Annotated in this window: 13 protein-coding genes; 9 read left to right on the forward strand and 4 right to left on the reverse strand. The window is 66.4% G+C overall.

The window, feature by feature from the left end; all coding sequences use genetic code 11:
* Positions 1-183: 183 nt before the first annotated feature.
* The 3 genes from ybgF to ftsH all read left to right on the forward strand — a co-directional run bounded on the left by ybgF (position 184) and on the right by ftsH (position 4,944).
* Positions 184-1,164: a tol-pal system protein YbgF gene (gene ybgF / locus C7449_RS14565; protein WP_108003576.1), complete on the forward strand. Its 981-nt coding sequence runs from the start codon at positions 184-186 to the stop codon at positions 1,162-1,164.
* 187 nt (positions 1,165-1,351) lie between these two features.
* Complete coding sequence (gene tilS / locus C7449_RS14570; protein ID WP_170115895.1) at positions 1,352-2,728, forward strand: tRNA lysidine(34) synthetase TilS; 1,377 nt, start codon at positions 1,352-1,354, stop codon at positions 2,726-2,728.
* 290 nt (positions 2,729-3,018) lie between these two features.
* The gene (gene ftsH, locus C7449_RS14575; protein WP_108003579.1) at positions 3,019-4,944 is read left to right on the forward strand and encodes an ATP-dependent zinc metalloprotease FtsH; all 1,926 of its coding nucleotides are present in this window, start codon (positions 3,019-3,021) and stop codon (positions 4,942-4,944) included.
* A 115-nt stretch (positions 4,945-5,059) separates the two neighbouring features.
* Here the strand turns inward: ftsH and C7449_RS14580 are convergent, their stop codons facing one another.
* Positions 5,060-5,452 (reverse strand): YkvA family protein, encoded by a 393-nt coding sequence (locus tag C7449_RS14580; RefSeq protein WP_108003580.1) that lies wholly within the window; start codon positions 5,450-5,452, stop codon positions 5,060-5,062.
* A gap of 283 nt (positions 5,453-5,735) precedes the next feature.
* Here C7449_RS14580 and glmM point away from each other — a divergent pair, with 283 nt between their 5' ends.
* From glmM to C7449_RS14595, 3 genes are all read left to right on the forward strand, one after another.
* Positions 5,736-7,088 (forward strand): phosphoglucosamine mutase, encoded by a 1,353-nt coding sequence (glmM, locus tag C7449_RS14585; RefSeq protein ID WP_108003582.1) that lies wholly within the window; start codon positions 5,736-5,738, stop codon positions 7,086-7,088.
* A gap of 333 nt (positions 7,089-7,421) precedes the next feature.
* Entirely contained in the window at positions 7,422-8,198 is a 777-nt protein-coding gene (locus C7449_RS14590; protein WP_108003583.1) for an outer membrane protein, read from the forward strand.
* A 172-nt stretch (positions 8,199-8,370) separates the two neighbouring features.
* On the forward strand, positions 8,371-9,174 hold the full coding sequence (locus C7449_RS14595) for an outer membrane protein (RefSeq protein ID WP_108003585.1): 804 nt from the start codon (positions 8,371-8,373) through the stop codon (positions 9,172-9,174).
* Between the two features lie 109 nt (positions 9,175-9,283).
* Here C7449_RS14595 and C7449_RS14600 read toward each other — a convergent pair whose 3' ends face one another.
* Together C7449_RS14600 and C7449_RS14610 are read right to left on the reverse strand one after the other, a co-directional pair.
* Positions 9,284-11,707 (reverse strand): hypothetical protein, encoded by a 2,424-nt coding sequence (locus C7449_RS14600; protein ID WP_170115896.1) that lies wholly within the window; start codon positions 11,705-11,707, stop codon positions 9,284-9,286.
* Positions 11,708-11,777: 70 nt separating this feature from the next.
* Positions 11,778-13,082 carry an adenylosuccinate synthase gene (locus tag C7449_RS14610; protein WP_108003591.1) on the reverse strand — a complete coding sequence of 435 codons (1,305 nt, stop codon included), beginning with the start codon at positions 13,080-13,082 and terminating at the stop codon, positions 11,778-11,780.
* Positions 13,083-13,278: 196 nt separating this feature from the next.
* Here C7449_RS14610 and C7449_RS14615 point away from each other — a divergent pair, with 196 nt between their 5' ends.
* From C7449_RS14615 to C7449_RS14625, 3 genes are all read left to right on the forward strand, one after another.
* Complete coding sequence (locus C7449_RS14615) at positions 13,279-14,166, forward strand: DMT family transporter (protein WP_108003593.1); 888 nt, start codon at positions 13,279-13,281, stop codon at positions 14,164-14,166.
* A gap of 383 nt (positions 14,167-14,549) precedes the next feature.
* The gene (locus C7449_RS14620; RefSeq protein ID WP_108003595.1) at positions 14,550-16,367 is read left to right on the forward strand and encodes a methyl-accepting chemotaxis protein; all 1,818 of its coding nucleotides are present in this window, start codon (positions 14,550-14,552) and stop codon (positions 16,365-16,367) included.
* A gap of 210 nt (positions 16,368-16,577) precedes the next feature.
* Positions 16,578-17,303 (forward strand): L,D-transpeptidase, encoded by a 726-nt coding sequence (locus C7449_RS14625; RefSeq protein WP_108003597.1) that lies wholly within the window; start codon positions 16,578-16,580, stop codon positions 17,301-17,303.
* 111 nt (positions 17,304-17,414) lie between these two features.
* Here C7449_RS14625 and serA read toward each other — a convergent pair whose 3' ends face one another.
* Positions 17,415-19,010, reverse strand: a complete 1,596-nt coding sequence (gene serA, locus C7449_RS14630) for a phosphoglycerate dehydrogenase (protein WP_108003665.1) — start codon at positions 19,008-19,010, stop codon at positions 17,415-17,417.
* Between the last annotated feature and the right edge of the window lie 4 nt (positions 19,011-19,014).

The following is a 19,014-nucleotide window of genomic DNA, read 5'->3' on the forward strand; positions in this document are numbered from 1 at the left end:
CATGACGGGAACGGATCGAGCGCTCTCCGGGCTGAAACCGCCGAGAGCGGATGAAATCAGACGTTGCTCCCGGGCGCTTAGTTTTTTATCACACTTTGGCCGAACTCCGTTGCTTTTTGGGAGCATTTGGAAAAACCTGCGGCTGCGCGAGAATGCGCAAATCCACCAATGGGACAACGTCATATGAAGAAAATCATCGCGGCCAGCCTGATCGGCCTGGCAGCCTTGGCCGGGCCGGCGACGGTACTGCACGCGTCTCCACTCTCGGCGCTGGCGAACCGCATCCTGCCGGGTGCCGGCAAGGCGGACAAGGAAGTGGTGCTGGCGCAAGCCAATGACACGATCATGCGCATCGGCCAGCTCGAGGAGCAGATCCGCTCTCTCAACGGCCGGATCGAGGAAATGAGCTTCCAGCTGCTGCAGATGCAGGAGCAGTTGCGCAAGACGCAGGAAGACAACGAGTATCGCTTCCAGGACCTGGAAAGCGGCAAGGGCGGCGGCAAGAGCGGCGCGCTCGAACGGCCGGCCGGCCAGGACCCGCAGTCCAGCCGGACCGCGGCGGCGGAGGCTCCGGCGGATCAGTCCGCCGGAGCCGGCGGGCAGACGGCATCGGCAGGCAACCTCGGAACCCAGCCGCAGACCCTGGGCTCGATCCGCTTCGACGAGAACGGCAACCCGATCGGCGCCGATATCAACGAGAGCGCCTCGCTCGGCAGCGGCGCGTTGCCGGACGCGACGACCGGAACCCCGGCGACGGCAGGCGGGCAGGCGGCCGCGCTGGACAGACCGGACGACATCTACAACGCCGCCTACGGCCACGTGCTTTCCGGCGACTACGCGCTCGCCGAGAAGGAATTCCGCGACTATCTTGAGATTTTCCCGGAAGGCGACAAGGCCGCCGACGCGAGCTTCTGGCTCGGCGAAGCGCAGTATTCGCAGGGCAATTTCAACGAGGCGGCCAAGACCTTCCTCAATGCCCACCAGACCTACAACAAGTCCAAGAAGGCGCCGGAAATGCTGTTGAAGCTCGGCATGTCGCTGGCCGCGCTCGACAACCGCGAAACCGCCTGCGCGACGCTGCGCGAAGTCGGCAAGCGCTATCCCAACGCCTCCAAGGCGGTGAAGGCCAAGGTCACCAGCGAACAGAGCCGGCTCGCCTGCTGACGGCCAGGATCAAAACTCAATCAGATCATGTGCAGTCGAGGCCGATCGGACCCAGGGCCGTTCGCGGGACTGTCCGAATGAACCCTTCCGGCTGGCCGGCTTCAGTGGCGGGCGAGGGAAATGTTTGAACATGGCGGGGATTTCCTGCACTTTTCCGATTGAGTTTTGACCCTTGCGGAGCGACGCCGTGACCCGCCCGGATAGCCAGGGCATCGACGATGCGGTCGCCCGGTTCCTCGACAGTTTTTGCAGCCCTGGCGCGCTGCTGGTCGCCGTGTCCGGCGGCGGCGATTCGGTCTGCCTGCTCGTCGCCCTCGACGCGGCGCTGCGGTCCGGCCGCCATGTCGGATTTTCGCTGGTCGCCTGCACGATCGACCACGCGCTGCGCGAGGGCTCGGCCGACGAGGCCCGCTGGGTGGCCGAACTCTGTGCCAGGCGCGGCATCGCGCATGTGACGCGCCGCTGGGAGGGGGCAAAGCCGACCAGCGGCATCCAGGCGGCGGCGCGGGAGGCGCGTCATGCATATTTGGCGGAGGTTGCGCGCGAAATCGGCGCCGCCGCGATCGTCACGGCCCACAATCTCGACGACCAGCGCGAGACGATCGCCATGCGCAGCATGCGCCGTGGCGCCGGCGCCGGGCTTGCCGGCATCGCGCCGGCGACGCTCGTCCGCGGCTCCGCCTGGGTACTGCGCCCGCTGCTGGCGGTGCCGCGCGCCGACATCCGGGCCCATTTGCGCACAATCGGGCAGGACTGGCTCGACGACCCGAGCAATGTCGATCGCCGGTTCGAGCGGGTCCGCGTCAGGCATGACGGTGCCGAGCCGGACGCCGGTGCCGGGCCGGACGCCGACCGGGCGCTGCACGTCGCCGGCGCGGCCGCCGCCGCGGCACGCCTCGAAGTGGCCTGCCGGGGGGCGGCGTTCATCACAAGCGAGGTCCGGGTGGTCGACGCGTCGGCCGGTGTGCTGCCGCCAGCGGCGATTGCCACCGCGCTCGCCGAGCCGCCGGCCTGGCGGGCGCTGCTGGCGCTGGCCGCCGTGCTGGGCGGCCGCGAACACCTGCCGGACGCGGCGGGCGCGGATCGTTTGAGGGACTTCATTGAAAGCGGAGCGCTGTCGCGCAAGACGGTCGGCCGGGTGGTCTTCGACCGCCGCCGCGAGGGGCTGTTCGTCTACCGGGAGCAGCGGGGGATCGACGCAATCACGATCGCCCCGCATGGCGAGGCCACGTGGGACGGCCGCTGGCGCGTGCTGAACCGGGGCGCCACCGCGCTGACGGTGCGTGCTGCGGCCGGGGAGGGGGACGGCTTGCCCGGCCTTCACGGCGTGCCTGCCGGGGTCGCGGCGCGGTCCGCCCGCAGCCGCCCGCGCGTGCTGGCCGCAGGGTTTATGGCGGACGCGCGGTCCTTCGCGCTTGAACCGCTGCTGTCACCTTACGAACGCTATCTTCCCGTGTTCGAACTGCCGCTCGCCAACGCACTCGCAAGACTGTTCGGCCGCAAGGCCTTTCCGCCGCCTCCGAACGCAAGGGCGGAAGACGAGGATTCGTGCGATCTGCGTTAGGTCCGTCCTTCCGCAGGTTCCAAGGACGGTGCACTTTTTCGCGAGACGTGCGTTACCGTGCAGTGGGCATCCCGGCGCTGCGTGGCCCGGAGGCCCGGCAGCGGCCATGATGGCCCGGCTCTTGCGGCGGATTTTCGCCGGGACCGCAATGCCGCCATAGGCGTCAACGATAATTCCAGAAATGGCCGCGGGTCGTCCGGTTTGCCTTGGCAAGGCGATGGCGCGACCCTATGTTAGGTGCAATTGAGACGGCGCAACCCCTGTTGCCGAGAAAGTGCCCGGAAAGCCCGATGAATCCAAACTTCCGCAATGTCGCCCTCTGGGCCATCATAGCGCTCCTGCTGATCGCTCTCTTCAGCATGTTCCAGACGAGCCCGGCCCAGACCGGTTCGCGGGACGTTCCTTATTCGCAGTTCCTGAAAGAGATCGACGCGAGCCGGGTCAAGGAAGTGGTGATCACGGGCAACAAGGTCGTCGGCAGCTATGTGGAGACCGGCACCACCTTCCAGACCTATGCGCCGGCGATCGACGACGCGCTGCTGGAGCGGCTGGAGGCGAAGAACGTGGTGGTCAACGCCCGGCCCGAGTCCGATGGCTCGAACAGCTTCCTCAGCTATATCGGCACGCTGCTGCCGATGCTGCTGATCCTCGGCGTCTGGCTGTTCTTCATGCGGCAGATGCAGGGCGGCTCGCGCGGCGCCATGGGCTTTGGCAAGTCCAAGGCGAAGCTTTTGACCGAGGCGCATGGCCGCGTCACCTTCGCCGACGTCGCCGGCGTCGACGAGGCCAAGCAGGACCTGGAGGAGATCGTCGAGTTCCTGCGCGACCCGCAGAAATTCCAGCGCCTCGGCGGGCGCATCCCGCGCGGCGTGCTGCTGGTCGGTCCCCCGGGCACCGGTAAGACGCTGCTGGCCCGCTCGGTCGCCGGCGAGGCGAACGTGCCGTTCTTCACGATTTCCGGCTCCGACTTCGTCGAGATGTTCGTCGGCGTCGGCGCAAGCCGTGTCCGTGACATGTTCGAGCAGGCCAAGAAGAACGCGCCCTGCATCATCTTCATCGACGAGATCGACGCCGTCGGTCGTCACCGCGGCGCCGGCCTCGGCGGCGGCAACGACGAGCGCGAGCAGACGCTGAACCAGCTGCTGGTCGAGATGGACGGCTTCGAGGCGAACGAGGGCATCATCCTGATCGCCGCCACCAACCGTCCGGACGTGCTCGACCCGGCGCTGCTGCGTCCCGGCCGCTTCGACCGTCAGGTCGTCGTGCCGAACCCCGACATCGTCGGCCGCGAGCGCATCCTCAAGGTGCACGTGCGCAACGTGCCGCTGGCCCCGAACGTCGACCTCAAGGTGCTGGCGCGCGGCACGCCGGGCTTCTCCGGCGCCGACCTGATGAACCTGGTCAACGAGGCGGCGCTGATGGCGGCGCGGCGCAACAAGCGGCTCGTCACCATGCAGGAGTTCGAGGACGCCAAGGACAAGATCATGATGGGCGCGGAACGCCGCTCCTCCGCCATGACCGAGGCCGAGAAGAAGCTGACCGCCTACCACGAGGCCGGCCACGCGATCGTGGCGCTGAACGTGCCGATGGCCGATCCGCTGCACAAGGCGACGATCATCCCGCGCGGCCGCGCGCTCGGGATGGTGATGCAGCTGCCGGAAGGCGACCGCTACTCGATGAGCTACAAGTGGATGGTTTCGCGCCTCGCCATCATGATGGGCGGCCGCGTCGCCGAGGAGATCACCTTCGGCAAGGAGAACATCACCTCCGGCGCCTCCTCCGACATCGAGCAGGCGACGAAGCTGGCCCGCGCCATGGTGACGCAGTGGGGCTTCTCCGACCAGCTCGGCCAGGTGGCCTACGGCGAGAACCAGCAGGAGGTCTTCCTCGGCCATTCGGTGGCGCAGTCGAAGAACGTCTCCGAATCCACCGCCCAGAAGATCGACAACGAGATCCGCCGCCTGATCGACGAGGCCTACGCCGAGGCCAAGCGCATCATCACCGAGAAGCATCACGAGTTCGTGGCGCTGGCCGAGGGGCTGCTGGAATACGAGACGCTGACCGGCGACGAGATCAAGGCGCTGATCCGCGGCGAGAAGCCGGCCCGCGACCTCGGCGACGACAGCCCGCCGCATCGCGGCTCGGCGGTGCCGAAGGCCGGCGGCCAGAAGAAGGGCGGCGAGGCGGAAGGCGGGCTGGAGCCGCAGCCGCAGTGATCGCCCGATCCCAATGAATGGAAAGACCGGCCCAAGCGGCCGGTCTTTTCGTCTGCGGCGATCGGTAACTGCCTGCAAAGCAGGCTGGTTCAATTTCAGCGCCGTCGGGTGAAAATCACGCGGCGCCTTTCAGCATGGGCAGGGCAGTCCAGACAACAGCAAGCGCGAGCAGGATCCAGACGAGCACGATCATCGCCATGCCGGCGCGGGAGGCGGGCAGCGCGATCCGCTCGACCGCGCGCGTCCGCAGTTCGGCGCGAATGTCCGGCGGGATCAGCTTCAGGGTGGCAATCGTTCCCAGGGGAACGATGATCAGGTCGTCGAGGTAGCCGAGCACGGGGATGAAGTCCGGGATCAGGTCGACCGGCGAGAGCGCGTAGGCGGCGACGATTGCCCCAAGCGCCTTGGCATGCCAGGGAACACGCGGGTCGCGGGCAGCAAGCCAGAGGACGACCACGTCGCGCTTGACGGCGCGCGCCCAGTTTTTGGCAAGCTCGATCCAGGTCATTTTGCGTGTCCGTCTGCGATTGCCGCTGTCCGGGCGGCGGAAATTTCCCATAGCCCGCGAAGGTTGCTATCTTAAGCCGGCCTAATGCCTCGCCGCAACGGCCGGCGCGGCGCGGATTGGGCCCGGATCGACCGGTAACGGCCTGTAACGCAGGCTGATTCAATTTCAGGTGCCCTGTGTTCCGTTCTGTGGCAAAGAGAGCCGATTATGGGCACGAGATACCGACGGGCGCGCCGAACGGCGCCTGCCCGCGTGATGCCCGAGAGGATTATCAGGAGCACAAATGAAGCGTCGCTATTTCGGTACGGACGGCATCCGCGGCCAGTCCAACGTTTTCCCCATGACACCCGATCTCGCCATGCGGGTCGGCATTGCCGTGGGGACGATCTTCCGCCGCGGCACCCACCGCAACCGCGTCGTGATCGGCAAGGACACCCGGCTTTCCGGCTACATGCTGGAGAACGCCATGGTGGCGGGCTTCACCGCCGCCGGCGTCGACGCTTTCGTGCTCGGCCCGATTCCGACGCCGGCGGTCGCCATGCTGACGCGCTCGCTGCGCGCCGACATCGGCGTGATGATCTCGGCCTCGCACAATCCCTACCAGGACAACGGCATCAAGCTGTTCGGCCCGGACGGCTACAAGCTCTCCGACGAGCTGGAAATGCAGATCGAGGCGATGCTGGAACACGACGGCCTGCCGCAGCTCGCCAAGGCGAGCGATATCGGCCACGCCAAGCGCGTCGACGGCGTCCATGACCGCTACATCGAGCACGCCAAGCGGACCCTGCCGCGGGATGTCACCCTGCATGGGCTGCGGGTGGTGATCGACTGCGCCAACGGTGCGGCCTATCGCGTCGCGCCGGCGGCGCTCTGGGAACTCGGCGCCGACGTGGTGACGATCGGGACCGATCCGAACGGCACCAACATCAACCTCGAGTGCGGCTCGACCCATCCGGACGCACTGCGGCGCAAGGTGGACGAGGTGCGCGCCGACATCGGCATCGCGCTCGACGGCGACGCCGACCGTGTGCAGATCGTCGACGAGAACGGCAAGCTGATCGACGGCGACCAGCTGATGGCGGTGATCGCCGAGACCTGGGCCGCCGACGGCATGCTCAAGGGCGGCGGCCTCGTGGCGACGGTGATGTCCAACCTCGGGCTGGAGCGCTTCCTGAAGAGCAAGAAGCTCGGGCTGCACCGCACCCAGGTGGGCGACCGCTACGTGGTCGAGCACATGCGGCAGAACGAGTTCAACGTCGGCGGCGAGCAGTCCGGCCACATCGTTTTGTCGGACTTCGGCACCACCGGCGACGGGCTCGTCGCCGCACTGCAGGTGCTCGCCTGCGTCAAGCGCAGCGGCCGGCCGGTCAGCGAGGTTTGCAACCGGTTCGAGCCGGTGCCGCAGGTGCTGAAGAACGTGCGCATTTCCGGCGGCAAGCCGCTCGAGGATGCGGCGGTGCTGGCCGCAATCGCCGAAGCCGAGAACGTCCTGTCCAAGAACGGCCGGCTTCTGATCCGTCCCTCCGGCACCGAGCCGCTGATCCGCGTCATGGCGGAAGGCGACGATCACGCCAAGGTCGAGCGCATCGTCGACGAACTGATCGGCGTGATCGGCTCGGTCCGCAGCGCCGCCTGAGTGCAGCCGTTCGCGCGGCGGGGGCGGACGCCGGCGAAAGGTAGCAGACTTGCTGCCCCTCGGGATTTCCTGTTCCGCTGAATATCGCAGCGTCAGTTTTCGGAAAGGGCCGGGCACACCCGGCCCTTTCCGTTTCCGCAACCTGCCGCAGGTCAGGGCGGGCGCAGGACGACGCCGCCAGGGCTGGATGGGTATCGTTACCGCCGCGTTAATCGCCAAGGTTAAGCGGCGTAGTTAAATGCAACTTAACTTTTTCTCCTCATTATCCATGACCGATAGCCGCACCCGGTTCTGCTGGCATGCAGCGCCGAGCACAATTGTATGGAGTTGGGCATGAGAAAGTTTCTGGGCAGCGCCGTCGCGGCTCTGATCGTGAGTTCGTCGGCCGGCGCCGCCGACCTGTACACGCCGCCGCCGCCGGTCGATCCGGGCGTTCCGGTTGTGGGTGGCTGGTATCTGCGCGGCTATCTCGGCATGAGCAACCAGCGGCTCGGCCATCTCGACCACGAACTCTTCCACACGCTCGAAGTGCATGACCTCGTCGACGAAGGCGGCTTCGACAGCGCCCCATTCGTCGGCGCCGGCATCGGCTACAAGTTCAACGACTGGATCCGCACCGACGGCATCGTCGAATACCGCGGCAAGGCCGACTTCTCGGCGCTGGACCGCTATGGGCATAGCGGGCCGGGTGGGACGACCATCTGGGACGGCACGAACGACTACGACGGTTCCAAGTCCGAATGGCTGCTGATGGCCAACGCCTATGTCGACCTCGGCAACTGGTACGGCGTCGTGCCCTATGTCGGTGCCGGCATCGGTGCGTCGCGCAACACCATTTCGCATTTCCGCGACATCAACGTGCCGACGCAAGGGGTCGCCTATGCCGACAGCGATCCGACCTGGAACTTCGCCTGGGCGCTGCATGCCGGCCTCGGCTATCAGGTGACGGATCAGATGACGGTCGATTTCGGCTACAGCTATCTCGATCTCGGCGATGCCAAGACCTCGTCGATCCGCGCCTATGACGGTTCCGTCACCGAGGCGCCGATGCACTTCAAGAACATCACCTCGCACGATTTCAAACTCGGCCTGCGCTACATGCTGCAGTAGCCGATCCGCGATCGACAGCATGCGCCACAGCCGCCGGAAGGCGGCTGTTCCCGTTTCTGGGCGGGCGCAGGCTGTTGCCGGTTAACAAACATGCTTAACCGGGCCTTAACACTTCCCTGAAATACTCGCCGCCATTAACCGGCCGGGCTTCGGCCGCCGTTGGGGGCGAAACATGATCGTGCGAAAGACAATCCTCGGTGCCGCCTTGATCGCCGGCCTGTCGGCCGGAAGCGCGCTTGCGGGCGGAGAGGTCTATCCGGTAATCGACGTGCCGGAAGTCGCCATCGGCGTGGCGCAGGGCTGGTACATCCGTGGCGACCTCGGCTATTCGGGCTGGATCGATGGCGGCGACCCGCGCTACAACTACATCAACTCCCTCGGCGTGCAGCAGAGCACCGACTTCGACGATACCCGCTTCTCGAAGCCGTTCTCCTACGGCTTCGGCATGGGCTACCAGTTCAACGACTACCTGCGCACCGACCTGACGGCGGACTTCTTCAATTCCAGCGTCGACGGGAAATCGCAGATCGGCAGCAACTGCCCGTTTGTTGGCGGCAGCTGCAATCTCACCCACGACACCGGCTTCGACGCGATCATGGTGATGGCGAACGGCTATATCGATCTCGGCACCTATGCCGGCCTGACGCCCTATATCGGCGGCGGCGTCGGCGCGACCAACATCCAGTGGGACGACGTCAAGACGCGGGCGACCTGCGGCGGCGTTCCCTGCTTCACGACGACCAATCCGGGCGAGGAAAGCTGGCGCTTCACCTATGCGCTGATGGCCGGCGCCTCCTACGACCTGACGAACCGTATCAAGCTCGACGTCGGCTATCGCTATTCCGACATCGATGGCGGCAAGATGGCCGGCTACAACAGTGCCGAAAAGGCACTGGGCGCCTCCGGCACCAAGGTGCACGACGAAGGCTTCCAGCGCCATGAGATCCGCGCCGGCGTCCGGGTGACGACCTGGTAGAACCTGGCGACGCAAAATCAAAGCCTGAACGAAGACGGCGCGGGAGCAACTCCCGCGCCGTCTTTCATTCCAGGAACCGGCCAAGCCACGACTGGGCCGGCCGGAACCGTTACTGGCTGTCCGCTGGCGGCGCCAGCGCGGCCCAGGCGTTCAATACCGAGTTGAACACCTCCGCGCCCGTGGTTCCCTTCTCCAGCGTCAGCAGGGCGCGCCGGCCGTTGCGGTAGGTGATCGGGATATCGATCCAGTCGCGGTTCTTCAGCAGATCCGCGTTGCGGGTGATCGCATCCGGGAAGTCGTTCAGCGCGATCATGTGGAAGTCTTCGGTGATCTTGGCAGGGACCGCGATCAGCGGGTCGCCGCGGTCCTGCTCGGTCCGCTTCATCGCCACGCGCTGCACGCTGTCGATGCTGCCGCCTTCGAAATTCGGCGGCAACACGAAGACGATCTCGACGAGATGGCTGGCCGGCAGCGACTTGTCGGCATTGCGCCGGATCAGAAGCTGCGCCGACAGGCCGTTCGAAGGCACGGTGATCTGGGCGCGGATCACAGGCTCCGGCCTGGCGTCGCCACCGGGGCTTTCCTCGGCCTTGGACCATATCACGGTGCCGTCGATCGCGGTCGGGGCCGACTGGCCGAGCCGCTCCTCGTAGAGGAACATCTTCTGCGACACGCCCACCGGCGCCTGCTCGGCGGCCGCACCCGCTGCTGCGGTCTGCGTGCCAGCCGGCTGGGTAGCGGGGGTGGCAGGCGCGGCAGGCGCGGTGCCGGCCGGCGTCGCGGCTGCGGCGCCGGTGTCGGTCGCCGTCGTTGCCGCGTCGATGCCGGCGGCGGCAGCGACCTCGGTCGTCTGCTCGGTGACGGACTTGCCTTCTTCGCTCGTCGGTTCGCCGGCAACCGCGGCCGGACCCTCGTCGGTCTCGGTGCCATCCGGCAGGAGACGCTGGGTGAACTTGTTGATGCCGGTGCCGGCGGAGGCGACCTGGGCTCCGGCCGTGTCGTCGCTGCCGGTTCCGGCTTCGCCTGTGGCCCCGGCATTGCCGGACGGATCTGCGACCGGCGCGGTCAGGTCAGCGAGCGTACGGTCGATCGAGTCACGGTTCAGCCAGTATGCCGCGCCGGCGCCGCCGACAAGGGCGAGCACGGCCGCGGCCACGCCGATCCGGGCGATGCTGATCCTGCGACTGCGCGGGGCAGCGCGGAATGAGCGTTGGCCGTTTCGAACCGGAGCCTCCGCAGCGGCGGGGGGCGCCTCGCTCAGGCCGGACGCCTTGGCGGTGCCTTGCTCGGACGCCTTCGGCTGGTAGCCGATCAGGTCCTCGAGATCCCCCCAGGCATTGTCGGAAGCACGCTTCGGCTCGCTTCCCGGCTCGGCGGGACGGGCGTCCTCGGGCCAGGTCCACTCGGAGGCGGCGTCTGCGTCTGCCGCTGACATGGGCGCGATTTCCCCTGGGCGCTGCTCCCGGGGGAACACGTCACGGGAACTGATCTCCTCGGACCCGGTGTCGGCCCGCTCGTCGCTCCACGCCCACGGCATGGCCGTCGCCGGCATGGCGGCGGGGGAGGGCGCTGGGTCGGCGGCCGCCGGCTGGTGCGGTGCCGTCGCCATGTGCTCGGGTGCATAGGGATGCTCCGGCGCAGGCGGCTGCTCCGCCACGGCGGCATAATGGGGATCGCCGGCCGGTGAGGCCTGTCCGTCAAACGCCGCCTGCTCGTCGGAACGCGGCTCGAGCGGCTGCATGCCGATGTAATGCGGTTCCTCTGCGCCAGGGGCTTCGGCCGAGGCGGCGGGATGGGCCGCATGCGCGCTCTCGGCCGGGCTCGGCTCGACCGGGACGAACTCGACGGGAACCGGATCGATCGGGGCCGGCTCGACGGACTCGACCAAGGCTGGTTCGATCGGGGCCGGTTCGACCGGGCCCGGCTCTAGCGGGGCTTCATAGCGGGCGACGTCTTGCGGCGCCGGGGCCGGCGTTTCCTCGTAGGTCTCCGGGTAGGTGCCGGGAGCCCAATGTTGCGGCCCGGCCTCGGCAGCCTCCGCCGGCGGGTATTCTTCCGGCGCGAAGGCGGGTTGGGTTTCGAAAGCCGCCTCTGACGGGCCCTGGGGCACCTGCGCAGGTCCGGAGTCGCTGACGGCTTCCGCTTCCGCCGGATAGGTGGCCGGCTCGGCGTGTGCCGCTTCCGGGGACGTCTCGGGGACGAACGGTGCGGCAGGAGGCGGGGCCGGAGGTTCGGGCGCGGGTGGCGGCTCGGGCGCAGGCGCGGGTGGCGGCTCGGGCGCAGCGGCTTCGAAAGGTTCGACGAACTCCTCCGCCGGGAGCGCCTCGGCGTGGTCGCCCTCCACTTCGGCGATGGCCGCCTCGAGCTTGTCGAGCTGGCGCTGGACGAGGTCGTCGGATGGACGCGGATTCATCGCCTCCAGCTGGCGGCGCACCGCACCGCGAGCCTTGTCGTAAACCTTGACGCGCATCTCCGGGGAATTGTCCGCAAGGCCGTCCACGGCCCTGCGAATGACTGCTACAAAATCCGCCATAAGAACTTTCTCGTGGTCTCCGGCCTCTCGTTGTCGCGAATCCAGTCCGGATCAGGTGTCAAATCAAATCCTAGTCCTCGAAAGGATCGGTCACAAGTATGGTGTCGTCACGCTCCGGGCTGGTCGAAAGCAGCGCCACCGGGGCGCCGATCAGTTCCTCGACCTGGCGCACGTACTTGATCGCCTGGGCCGGCAGGTCGGCCCATTTGCGGGCGCCCACCGTCGATTCCTTCCAGCCTTCGAGGGTGATGTATCTCGGAACGACGCGAGCCTGCTGACCCTGGCTGGCCGGCAGGTGGTCGATCTCCTCGCCGTCGAGTGTATAGCCGACGCAGATCTTCAATTCGTCCAGCCCGTCGAGGACGTCGAGCTTGGTCAGCGCGATGCCGGTGATGCCGTTGGTGGCGACCGACTGGCGCACCAGCGCGGCGTCGAACCAGCCGCAGCGGCGCTTGCGGCCGGTGACGGTGCCGAACTCGCGGCCGCGCTCGCCGAGGAACTGGCCGATCTCGTCGGTCAGCTCGGTCGGGAACGGCCCTTCGCCGACGCGGGTCGTGTAGGCCTTGGTGATGCCGAGGATGTAGCCGAGCGATCCCGGGCCCATGCCGGAGCCGGCGGCCGCCTGGCCGGCGACGGTGTTGGAGGAGGTGACGAAGGGATAGGTGCCGTGGTCGATGTCGAGCAGCGAGCCCTGCGCGCCTTCGAACAGGATGCGCGAGCCGGCCCGGCGCTCGCGATCGAGCATCAGCCAGACGGTGTCGCGGAAGGGCAGCACGCGGTCGGCGACCGAGGTCAGCTCCTGCATGATCGCGTCGTGGCTGATCTCCGTCTCGCCGAGGCCGCGGCGCAGCGCGTTGTGGTGCGTCAGCAGCCGCTCGACCTTGGCCGACAGCGTCTCGAGGTCGGCGAGATCCATGACGCGGATGGCGCGGCGGCCGACCTTGTCCTCATAGGCCGGGCCGATGCCGCGGCGGGTCGTGCCGATCTTGACGCCGCCGTTGGTGCTGGCGGCCGCATCCTCACGAATGCCGTCAAGCTCGCGGTGCAGCGACAGGATCAGCGTGGCGTTGTCGGCGATGCGCAGGTTGTCCGGGGTGATCGTGACGCCCTGCTTCTCCAGCTTGTCGATCTCGGCGCACAGAGCGTGCGGATCGATGACGACGCCATTGCCGATCACCGCCATCTTGCCCGGGCGCACGACGCCGGAGGGCAGCAGCGACAGCTTGTAGCTCGTGCCGTCGATGACCAGCGTATGGCCGGCATTGTGTCCGCCCTGGAAGCGCACGACGATGTCGGCGCGCTCCGAAAGCCAGTCGACAATCTTGCCCTTGCCTTCATCGCCCCACTGGGACCCGATCACCACGACATTGGTCATTTCGTCTTTCCTGCTGCTTGCGCGCCGTCCGGCACGCGCTTTACAAACCCGCGCATCTATACTGTGTAGTTTTGCCGAAAGCGACCCTGTTATACCGCCGCAACCCGCTTTTTGCGTGGCGGAATCGGTCGGGACCGCCTAATTCTGCGCCCCAGTTCCGGTTGCCGGGACCATCACCAGCATCCGGAATACTGCCGTGAACAGCAAAGCCTATTTCTACCTCTGCGTGACCACGCTCTTCTGGGGCGGCAATTCCGTCGCCGGCAAGCTCGCCGTCGGCCATATCAGCCCGATGATGCTGACGACGCTCCGGTGGTTATTCGCCCTTTGCGTCATTCTTGCATTCATGATGCCGCAGGTCCGCCGCGACTGGGCGAAGATCAGGGCACACTGGCTGCAGTTCTTCCTCTATGGCGCCGTTGGCTTCACGCTGTTCAACGCGCTCCTCTATTCGGCCCTGAAGCATACCAGTGCGATCAACGCGGTGATCGAGCAGGCCGGCATTCCGATGCTGATCTTCGTCCTCAACTTCCTGCTGTTTCGCATGCCGGCCTCGATCGCCCAGATCGTCGGCTTCTCGGTGACGCTGATCGGCGTGCTGGTGACGGCGGCGCACGGCGACCTGACCTCGCTGATGGAGCTCCAGTTCAATATCGGCGACCTGCTGATGCTGTTCGCCTGCATTGCCTATGCGGCCTATACGGTGTCGCTGCGCTGGAAACCGGCGGTGCATTGGCAGAGCTTTATCGCCGCCACGGCGTTCGGCGCGCTCTTCAGTTCGCTGCCGCTCCTGTGGTGGGAGGCCGGTAGCGGCGAGGCGATCGTTCCCGACGCCACCGGCTGGCTGATCGTTGTCTATGCGGCGCTGTTTCCCTCGCTCTTATCGCAGGTGCTGTGGGTGCGCGGCGTCGAGATGATCGGGCCGAACCGCGCCGGCCTGTTCATCAACGCGATTCCGGTTTTCGGCACGCTGCTGTCGGTTGCTATCATCGGCGAGACGTTCCAGCTGTTCCACCTTGTGGCGCTGACGCTCGTGCTCGGCGGCATCGCCATCGCCGAATGGGGCACGCCGAAGCCGCGCTGACGGACGGGAAGGTGCCTCCCGGGTTGCGGTTGTCCGGTCGCTGTTCGCGCGGCGCTATCACCCGCGAGCTGAACAGCGCAGGCGGTGGCCCGTGCGCCGGCGAGCAGGGGTGCCAGGGTGGCGTGCGCCGCGCTCATCGCCACCGGCGCCGATCCGGCGTGACGGCAGCTTCGCTCATTTGACCTTGCCCCCCTAAACTTGGGGAGGGGCAATTAAATCAGGCTTATATCGTCGCTGGTCATGTGCGGGCGTGTATCGCTGGAGTGCTATGCGTCGATGTAGACGTGCGAAGGCAGCTCTGACATCCCTGAGATCTGCATATGTCCACTCCGAAGCATTGGCGCTCGGGAAGAATATGCGCTCGTTTCCGCGAGGGCCCATCATTGAAAAACCTTAAGATATCAACCCGCATCTATATGTTGACGGCAATGGCGCTGTTCTTCCTGGCCGCTGCCATGACCTACAAGACCATCGATGCGAACGCGGAGATCGCTAAAGAGCGACGCAACATGCTGCGCGACATGACGGCCATGGCGATCTCCGTCATCGCCGGCTACGAGGAGCAGGAAAGAAGGGGCGACCTCACGCGCGAGGAAGCCCAGAAGTATGCGATCGAGAACGTCATGGCGATGCGCTACGGCGAGGACGGCTACTTCTTCATCAACAGCTTCGACGGCACGATGCGGGCCCATCCGGTCAACAAAGCCTTGATTGGCACCGATGTGACGGGCCAGAAGGACATCAACGGCAAGCTGTTCCAGGCCGAACTCATCCGGCTCGCCCAGAATCCGGGAAGCGGCTTCGTCGACTATTACTGGAACAAGTCCGGCCAGTCCCAGCCGGTCGAGAAATTCTCTTACGTTGCCGGTTTCAAGCCCTGGGGCTGGGGTATCGGTACCGGCGTCTACGCCGACGACCTGGCTGCCCAGGCGCAGGCGAGTTTCATCGTTACCCTGACGATCACCGTGCTCGCCGGTCTGGCGACGCTTGCAGCGGCGCTCTCGATCGGCCGCTCGATCAGCCTGCCGATCAATCGGCTTAAGGACGTGATGCTCGAAGTTGCGCGCAACGACACCCATTCCGACGTGCCCGACACCGATCGCAAGGACGAGATCGGCAACATGGCCGAGGCGCTGGTGCTGCTGCGCAATTCCGTCATCGAGCGCAACGAACTCGAGATCAGCCAACGCGAGCAGCAGCTGGTGATCGACAGCGAGCGCAACGCCAGCGCCGAGCAGCAGGCCGCAGTGTCGCGAAGCCAGGCGCGCGTGGTGAACGAGATTGGCACCGCGCTGGAGAAACTCGCCAGCGGCGACCTCACCTTCGAAGTCGGCGATCTCGGCAGCGAGTACGATAAGCTCCGCCGCGACTTCAATGGCGCAGTCTCCGCCTTGAGGTCTACGATATCGGCGATCGCCGCCTCGACCAACGTGGTTAACGGCAGCGCAGCCGAAATCAGCCAGGCCGCCAACGACCTCTCCCAGCGCACCGAGCAGCAGGCCGCCTCCCTGGAAGAGACCGCCGCAGCCCTCGACGAGATCACGTCGGCCGTGCAGAACTCGACGGTGCGCGCCGAAGAGGCCAGGCGCATGGTGGCCGATGCCCGCAAGGGCGCGTCGGAATCGAGCGAGGTCGTGCGTAACGCGATCGGCGCCATGGGCCGCATCGAGAGTTCGTCCTCCAAGATCGGCGAGATCATCGGCGTGATCGACGACATCGCCTTCCAGACGAACCTGCTGGCGCTCAATGCCGGTGTCGAGGCCGCCCGCGCCGGCGAGGCCGGCAAGGGGTTTGCCGTCGTCGCCCAGGAGGTGCGCGAGCTTGCGCAGCGCTCGGCCAACGCTGCCAAGGAGATCAAGGCACTGATCACCGCCTCGACCAGCGAGGTGTCGGTCGGGGTGGAGCTCGTGGAAGCGACCGGGTCGGCGCTGAGCGACATCGAGCGCCGCGTCAACGAGATCAACGACCGCATCGTTGCGATCGCGACCGCCGCCCAGGAACAGTCCGTCGGGCTGCGGGAGATCAACACGGCGGTGAACCAGATGGACCAGATGACGCAGCAGAACGCGGCCATGGTCGAACAGACCTCCGCCGCCAGCCAGACGCTCGCCGGCGAAAGCGGACAACTCGCCAGCCGTATCGCCCAGTTCCAGCTGGAAGGCCAGCAACAGCAGGCCTACTCGATTCGCCGCGCTGCCTGAGCGTGATCGGCATCCGACAAGAAAGGCCCGTCCGGGGAACCGGGCGGGCCTTTGCCTTTTATCGACCTTGGGCCTGGGCGCGTCCGCGCTGCGGCCTTTCTGCAACGGTCGCAAGGTTGACATTTATGTGATCCGACTTCGCCTTGCCACGGCCCGCCGGAAAGTGAATCTAGCCGCGTCGCATACATCCAGAGAACTGCCTTCCCACCCATGAGTGAAAATTCCCTGTCGCGTCGCGCATTCCTGATGGCGTCCATCTCGACCACCGCCGCCCTGGCGGGCTGCGCAACCACCACTCCGCCGGTCGATCGCGTCCCGCTTCCCGAGAAGGTCAGCCGCCCGGTCGTGCCGGTCACCGACGAGGAACTGGCGGCCAGATACGCAGCGGTGGAGGACGGCGGGCATCTGATACCGGCCATTCCGTATAAGAAGATCGACCCCAAGTATTACCGGCAGAGGGTCGACGATCCGACCGGCGAGCCGGCGGGCACCGTGGTCGTGGATACCGCGACGCGGTTCCTCTATGTCGTCGAGCCGGGCGGCTCGGCGATGCGCTACGGCGTCGGCATCGGCCGCGAGGGCTTTGCCTGGCAGGGGGAGGGGATCATCCACTGGCGGCAGCCGTGGCCGCGCTGGAAGGTGCCGGCCGACATGATCGCCCGCAACCCGCACCTGGAAAAGTATTCCGTCGAGAACGGCGGCATGGCGCCGGGTATCAACAATCCGCTCGGGGCCCGGGCGCTCTACATCTTCCAGAACGGCAAGGACACGCTCTACCGGCTGCACGGATCGCCGGAGTGGCAATCGATCGGCAAGGCCACCTCGTCGGGCTGCGTGCGCCTGATCAACCAGGACGTCCTCGATCTCTACCGGCGGGTGCCCTACCACGCGCGGATCGTCGTGCACCAGGCGCCGATGGTCGTGGCGAAAGCCTGACGTAACCGGCGCCGTCGCCTGCATCCGCGCCAGGCCTGGGTTTTTATGCAGAAAGGCCCGCCCGGTTGTACCGGAGCGGGCCTTTCCATGTCGTCCTGGGAGGAGACGATCTCAGTCGACGTTGAAGACGAGCGGCTTGGCCTGGCGGATCGCCGAGTGGGCCGTCAGCTTGTCGAGCACGTCCTGCTCCACCGCACCGTCGACATAGAGCAGCGCGATCGCGTCGCCGCCCTGCTTGTCGCGGCCGAGCTGGAAGTTGGCGATGTTCACGCCGCCTTCGCCCAGCGTCGTGCCGATGAAGCCGATCATGCCCGGCACGTCGGTGTTGGCGATGTAGATCATGTTGGCGCCGACGTCGGCATCCATGTTGATGCCCTTGATCTGGATGAAGCGCGGCTTGCCGTCGGAGAAGACGGTGCCGGCGACCGAGCGCGTCTGGTTGGCGGTCTTGACGGTGAGCTTGATGTAGCCGTCGTAGACGCCGGTCTTGTCGCGCTTGACCTCGGAGAGGATGATGCCCTTCTCCTTCACCATGACCGGCGCCGAGACCATGTTGACGTCGGCGACCTGCGGGCGGATCAGGCCGGCAAGCACCGCGCTGGTCAGCGCCCTGGTGTTCATCGACGCCGTCTGGCCGTCGTAGAGGATCTCGATCTCCTTGATGGCGCTTTCGGTGACCTGGCCGACGAAGGCGCCGAGCACGTCGGCGAGCTTGATGAACGGCTTCAGGATCGGCGCTTCCTCGGCGGTGATCGACGGCATGTTGATGGCGTTCGAAACCGCCCCCTTGATGAGGTAATCCGACATCTGCTCGGCCACCTGGAGAGCGACGTTCTCCTGCGCTTCCGTCGTCGAGGCGCCGAGATGCGGGGTGCAGACGACGTTCGGCAGGCCGAACAGCGGGCTTTCGGTGGCGGGCTCGACGGCGAACACGTCGAAGCCGGCGCCGGCGACATGGCCGGACTTGATCGCCTCTGCGAGTGCTGCCTCATCGACCAGGCCGCCGCGGGCGCAGTTGATGATGCGCACGCCCTTCTTCGTCTTGGCCAGGTTTTCCTTGCCGAGAATGCCGCGCGTCTTGTCGGTCATCGGCACGTGCAGCGTGATGAAATCGGCCTGGGCGAGCAGGTCGTCGAGTTCGACCTTGGTGACGCCCATTTCCTGGGCACGCTCGACAGACAGGAAGGGATCATAGGCAAGCACGTGCATGCCGAGACCGATCGCCTTCTTGCAGACGATGCCGCCGATGTTGCCGGCGCCGATGACGCCGAGCGTCTTGCCGGTGATCTCGACGCCCATGAACTTCGACTTCTCCCACTTGCCGGCCTGGGTCGACAGGTCGGCGGCCGGCAGCTGGCGGGCGACGGCGAACATCAGCGCGATCGCGTGTTCGGCGGTGGTGATCGAGTTGCCGAACGGGGTGTTCATGACGATGATGCCGCGGCGCGAGGCCGCCGGGATGTCGACGTTGTCGACGCCGATGCCGGCGCGGCCGATGACCTTGAGGTTGGTGGCGGCGGCGATCAGCTTTTCCGTGGCCTTGGTGGCGGAGCGGATGGCGAGACCGTCATAGTTGCCGATAATCTCGGCGAGCTTTTCCTTGTCCTTGCCGAGCTGCGGCTGGAAATCGACTTCGACGCCGCGGTCGCGGAAAATCTGGACGGCGGTTTGCGACAGTTCGTCGGATACGAGTACGCGAGGTGCCATGAAG

The sequence above is a fragment of the Mycoplana dimorpha genome, from assembly GCF_003046475.1.
Taxonomy (GTDB): Bacteria; Pseudomonadota; Alphaproteobacteria; order Rhizobiales; family Rhizobiaceae; genus Mycoplana; species Mycoplana dimorpha.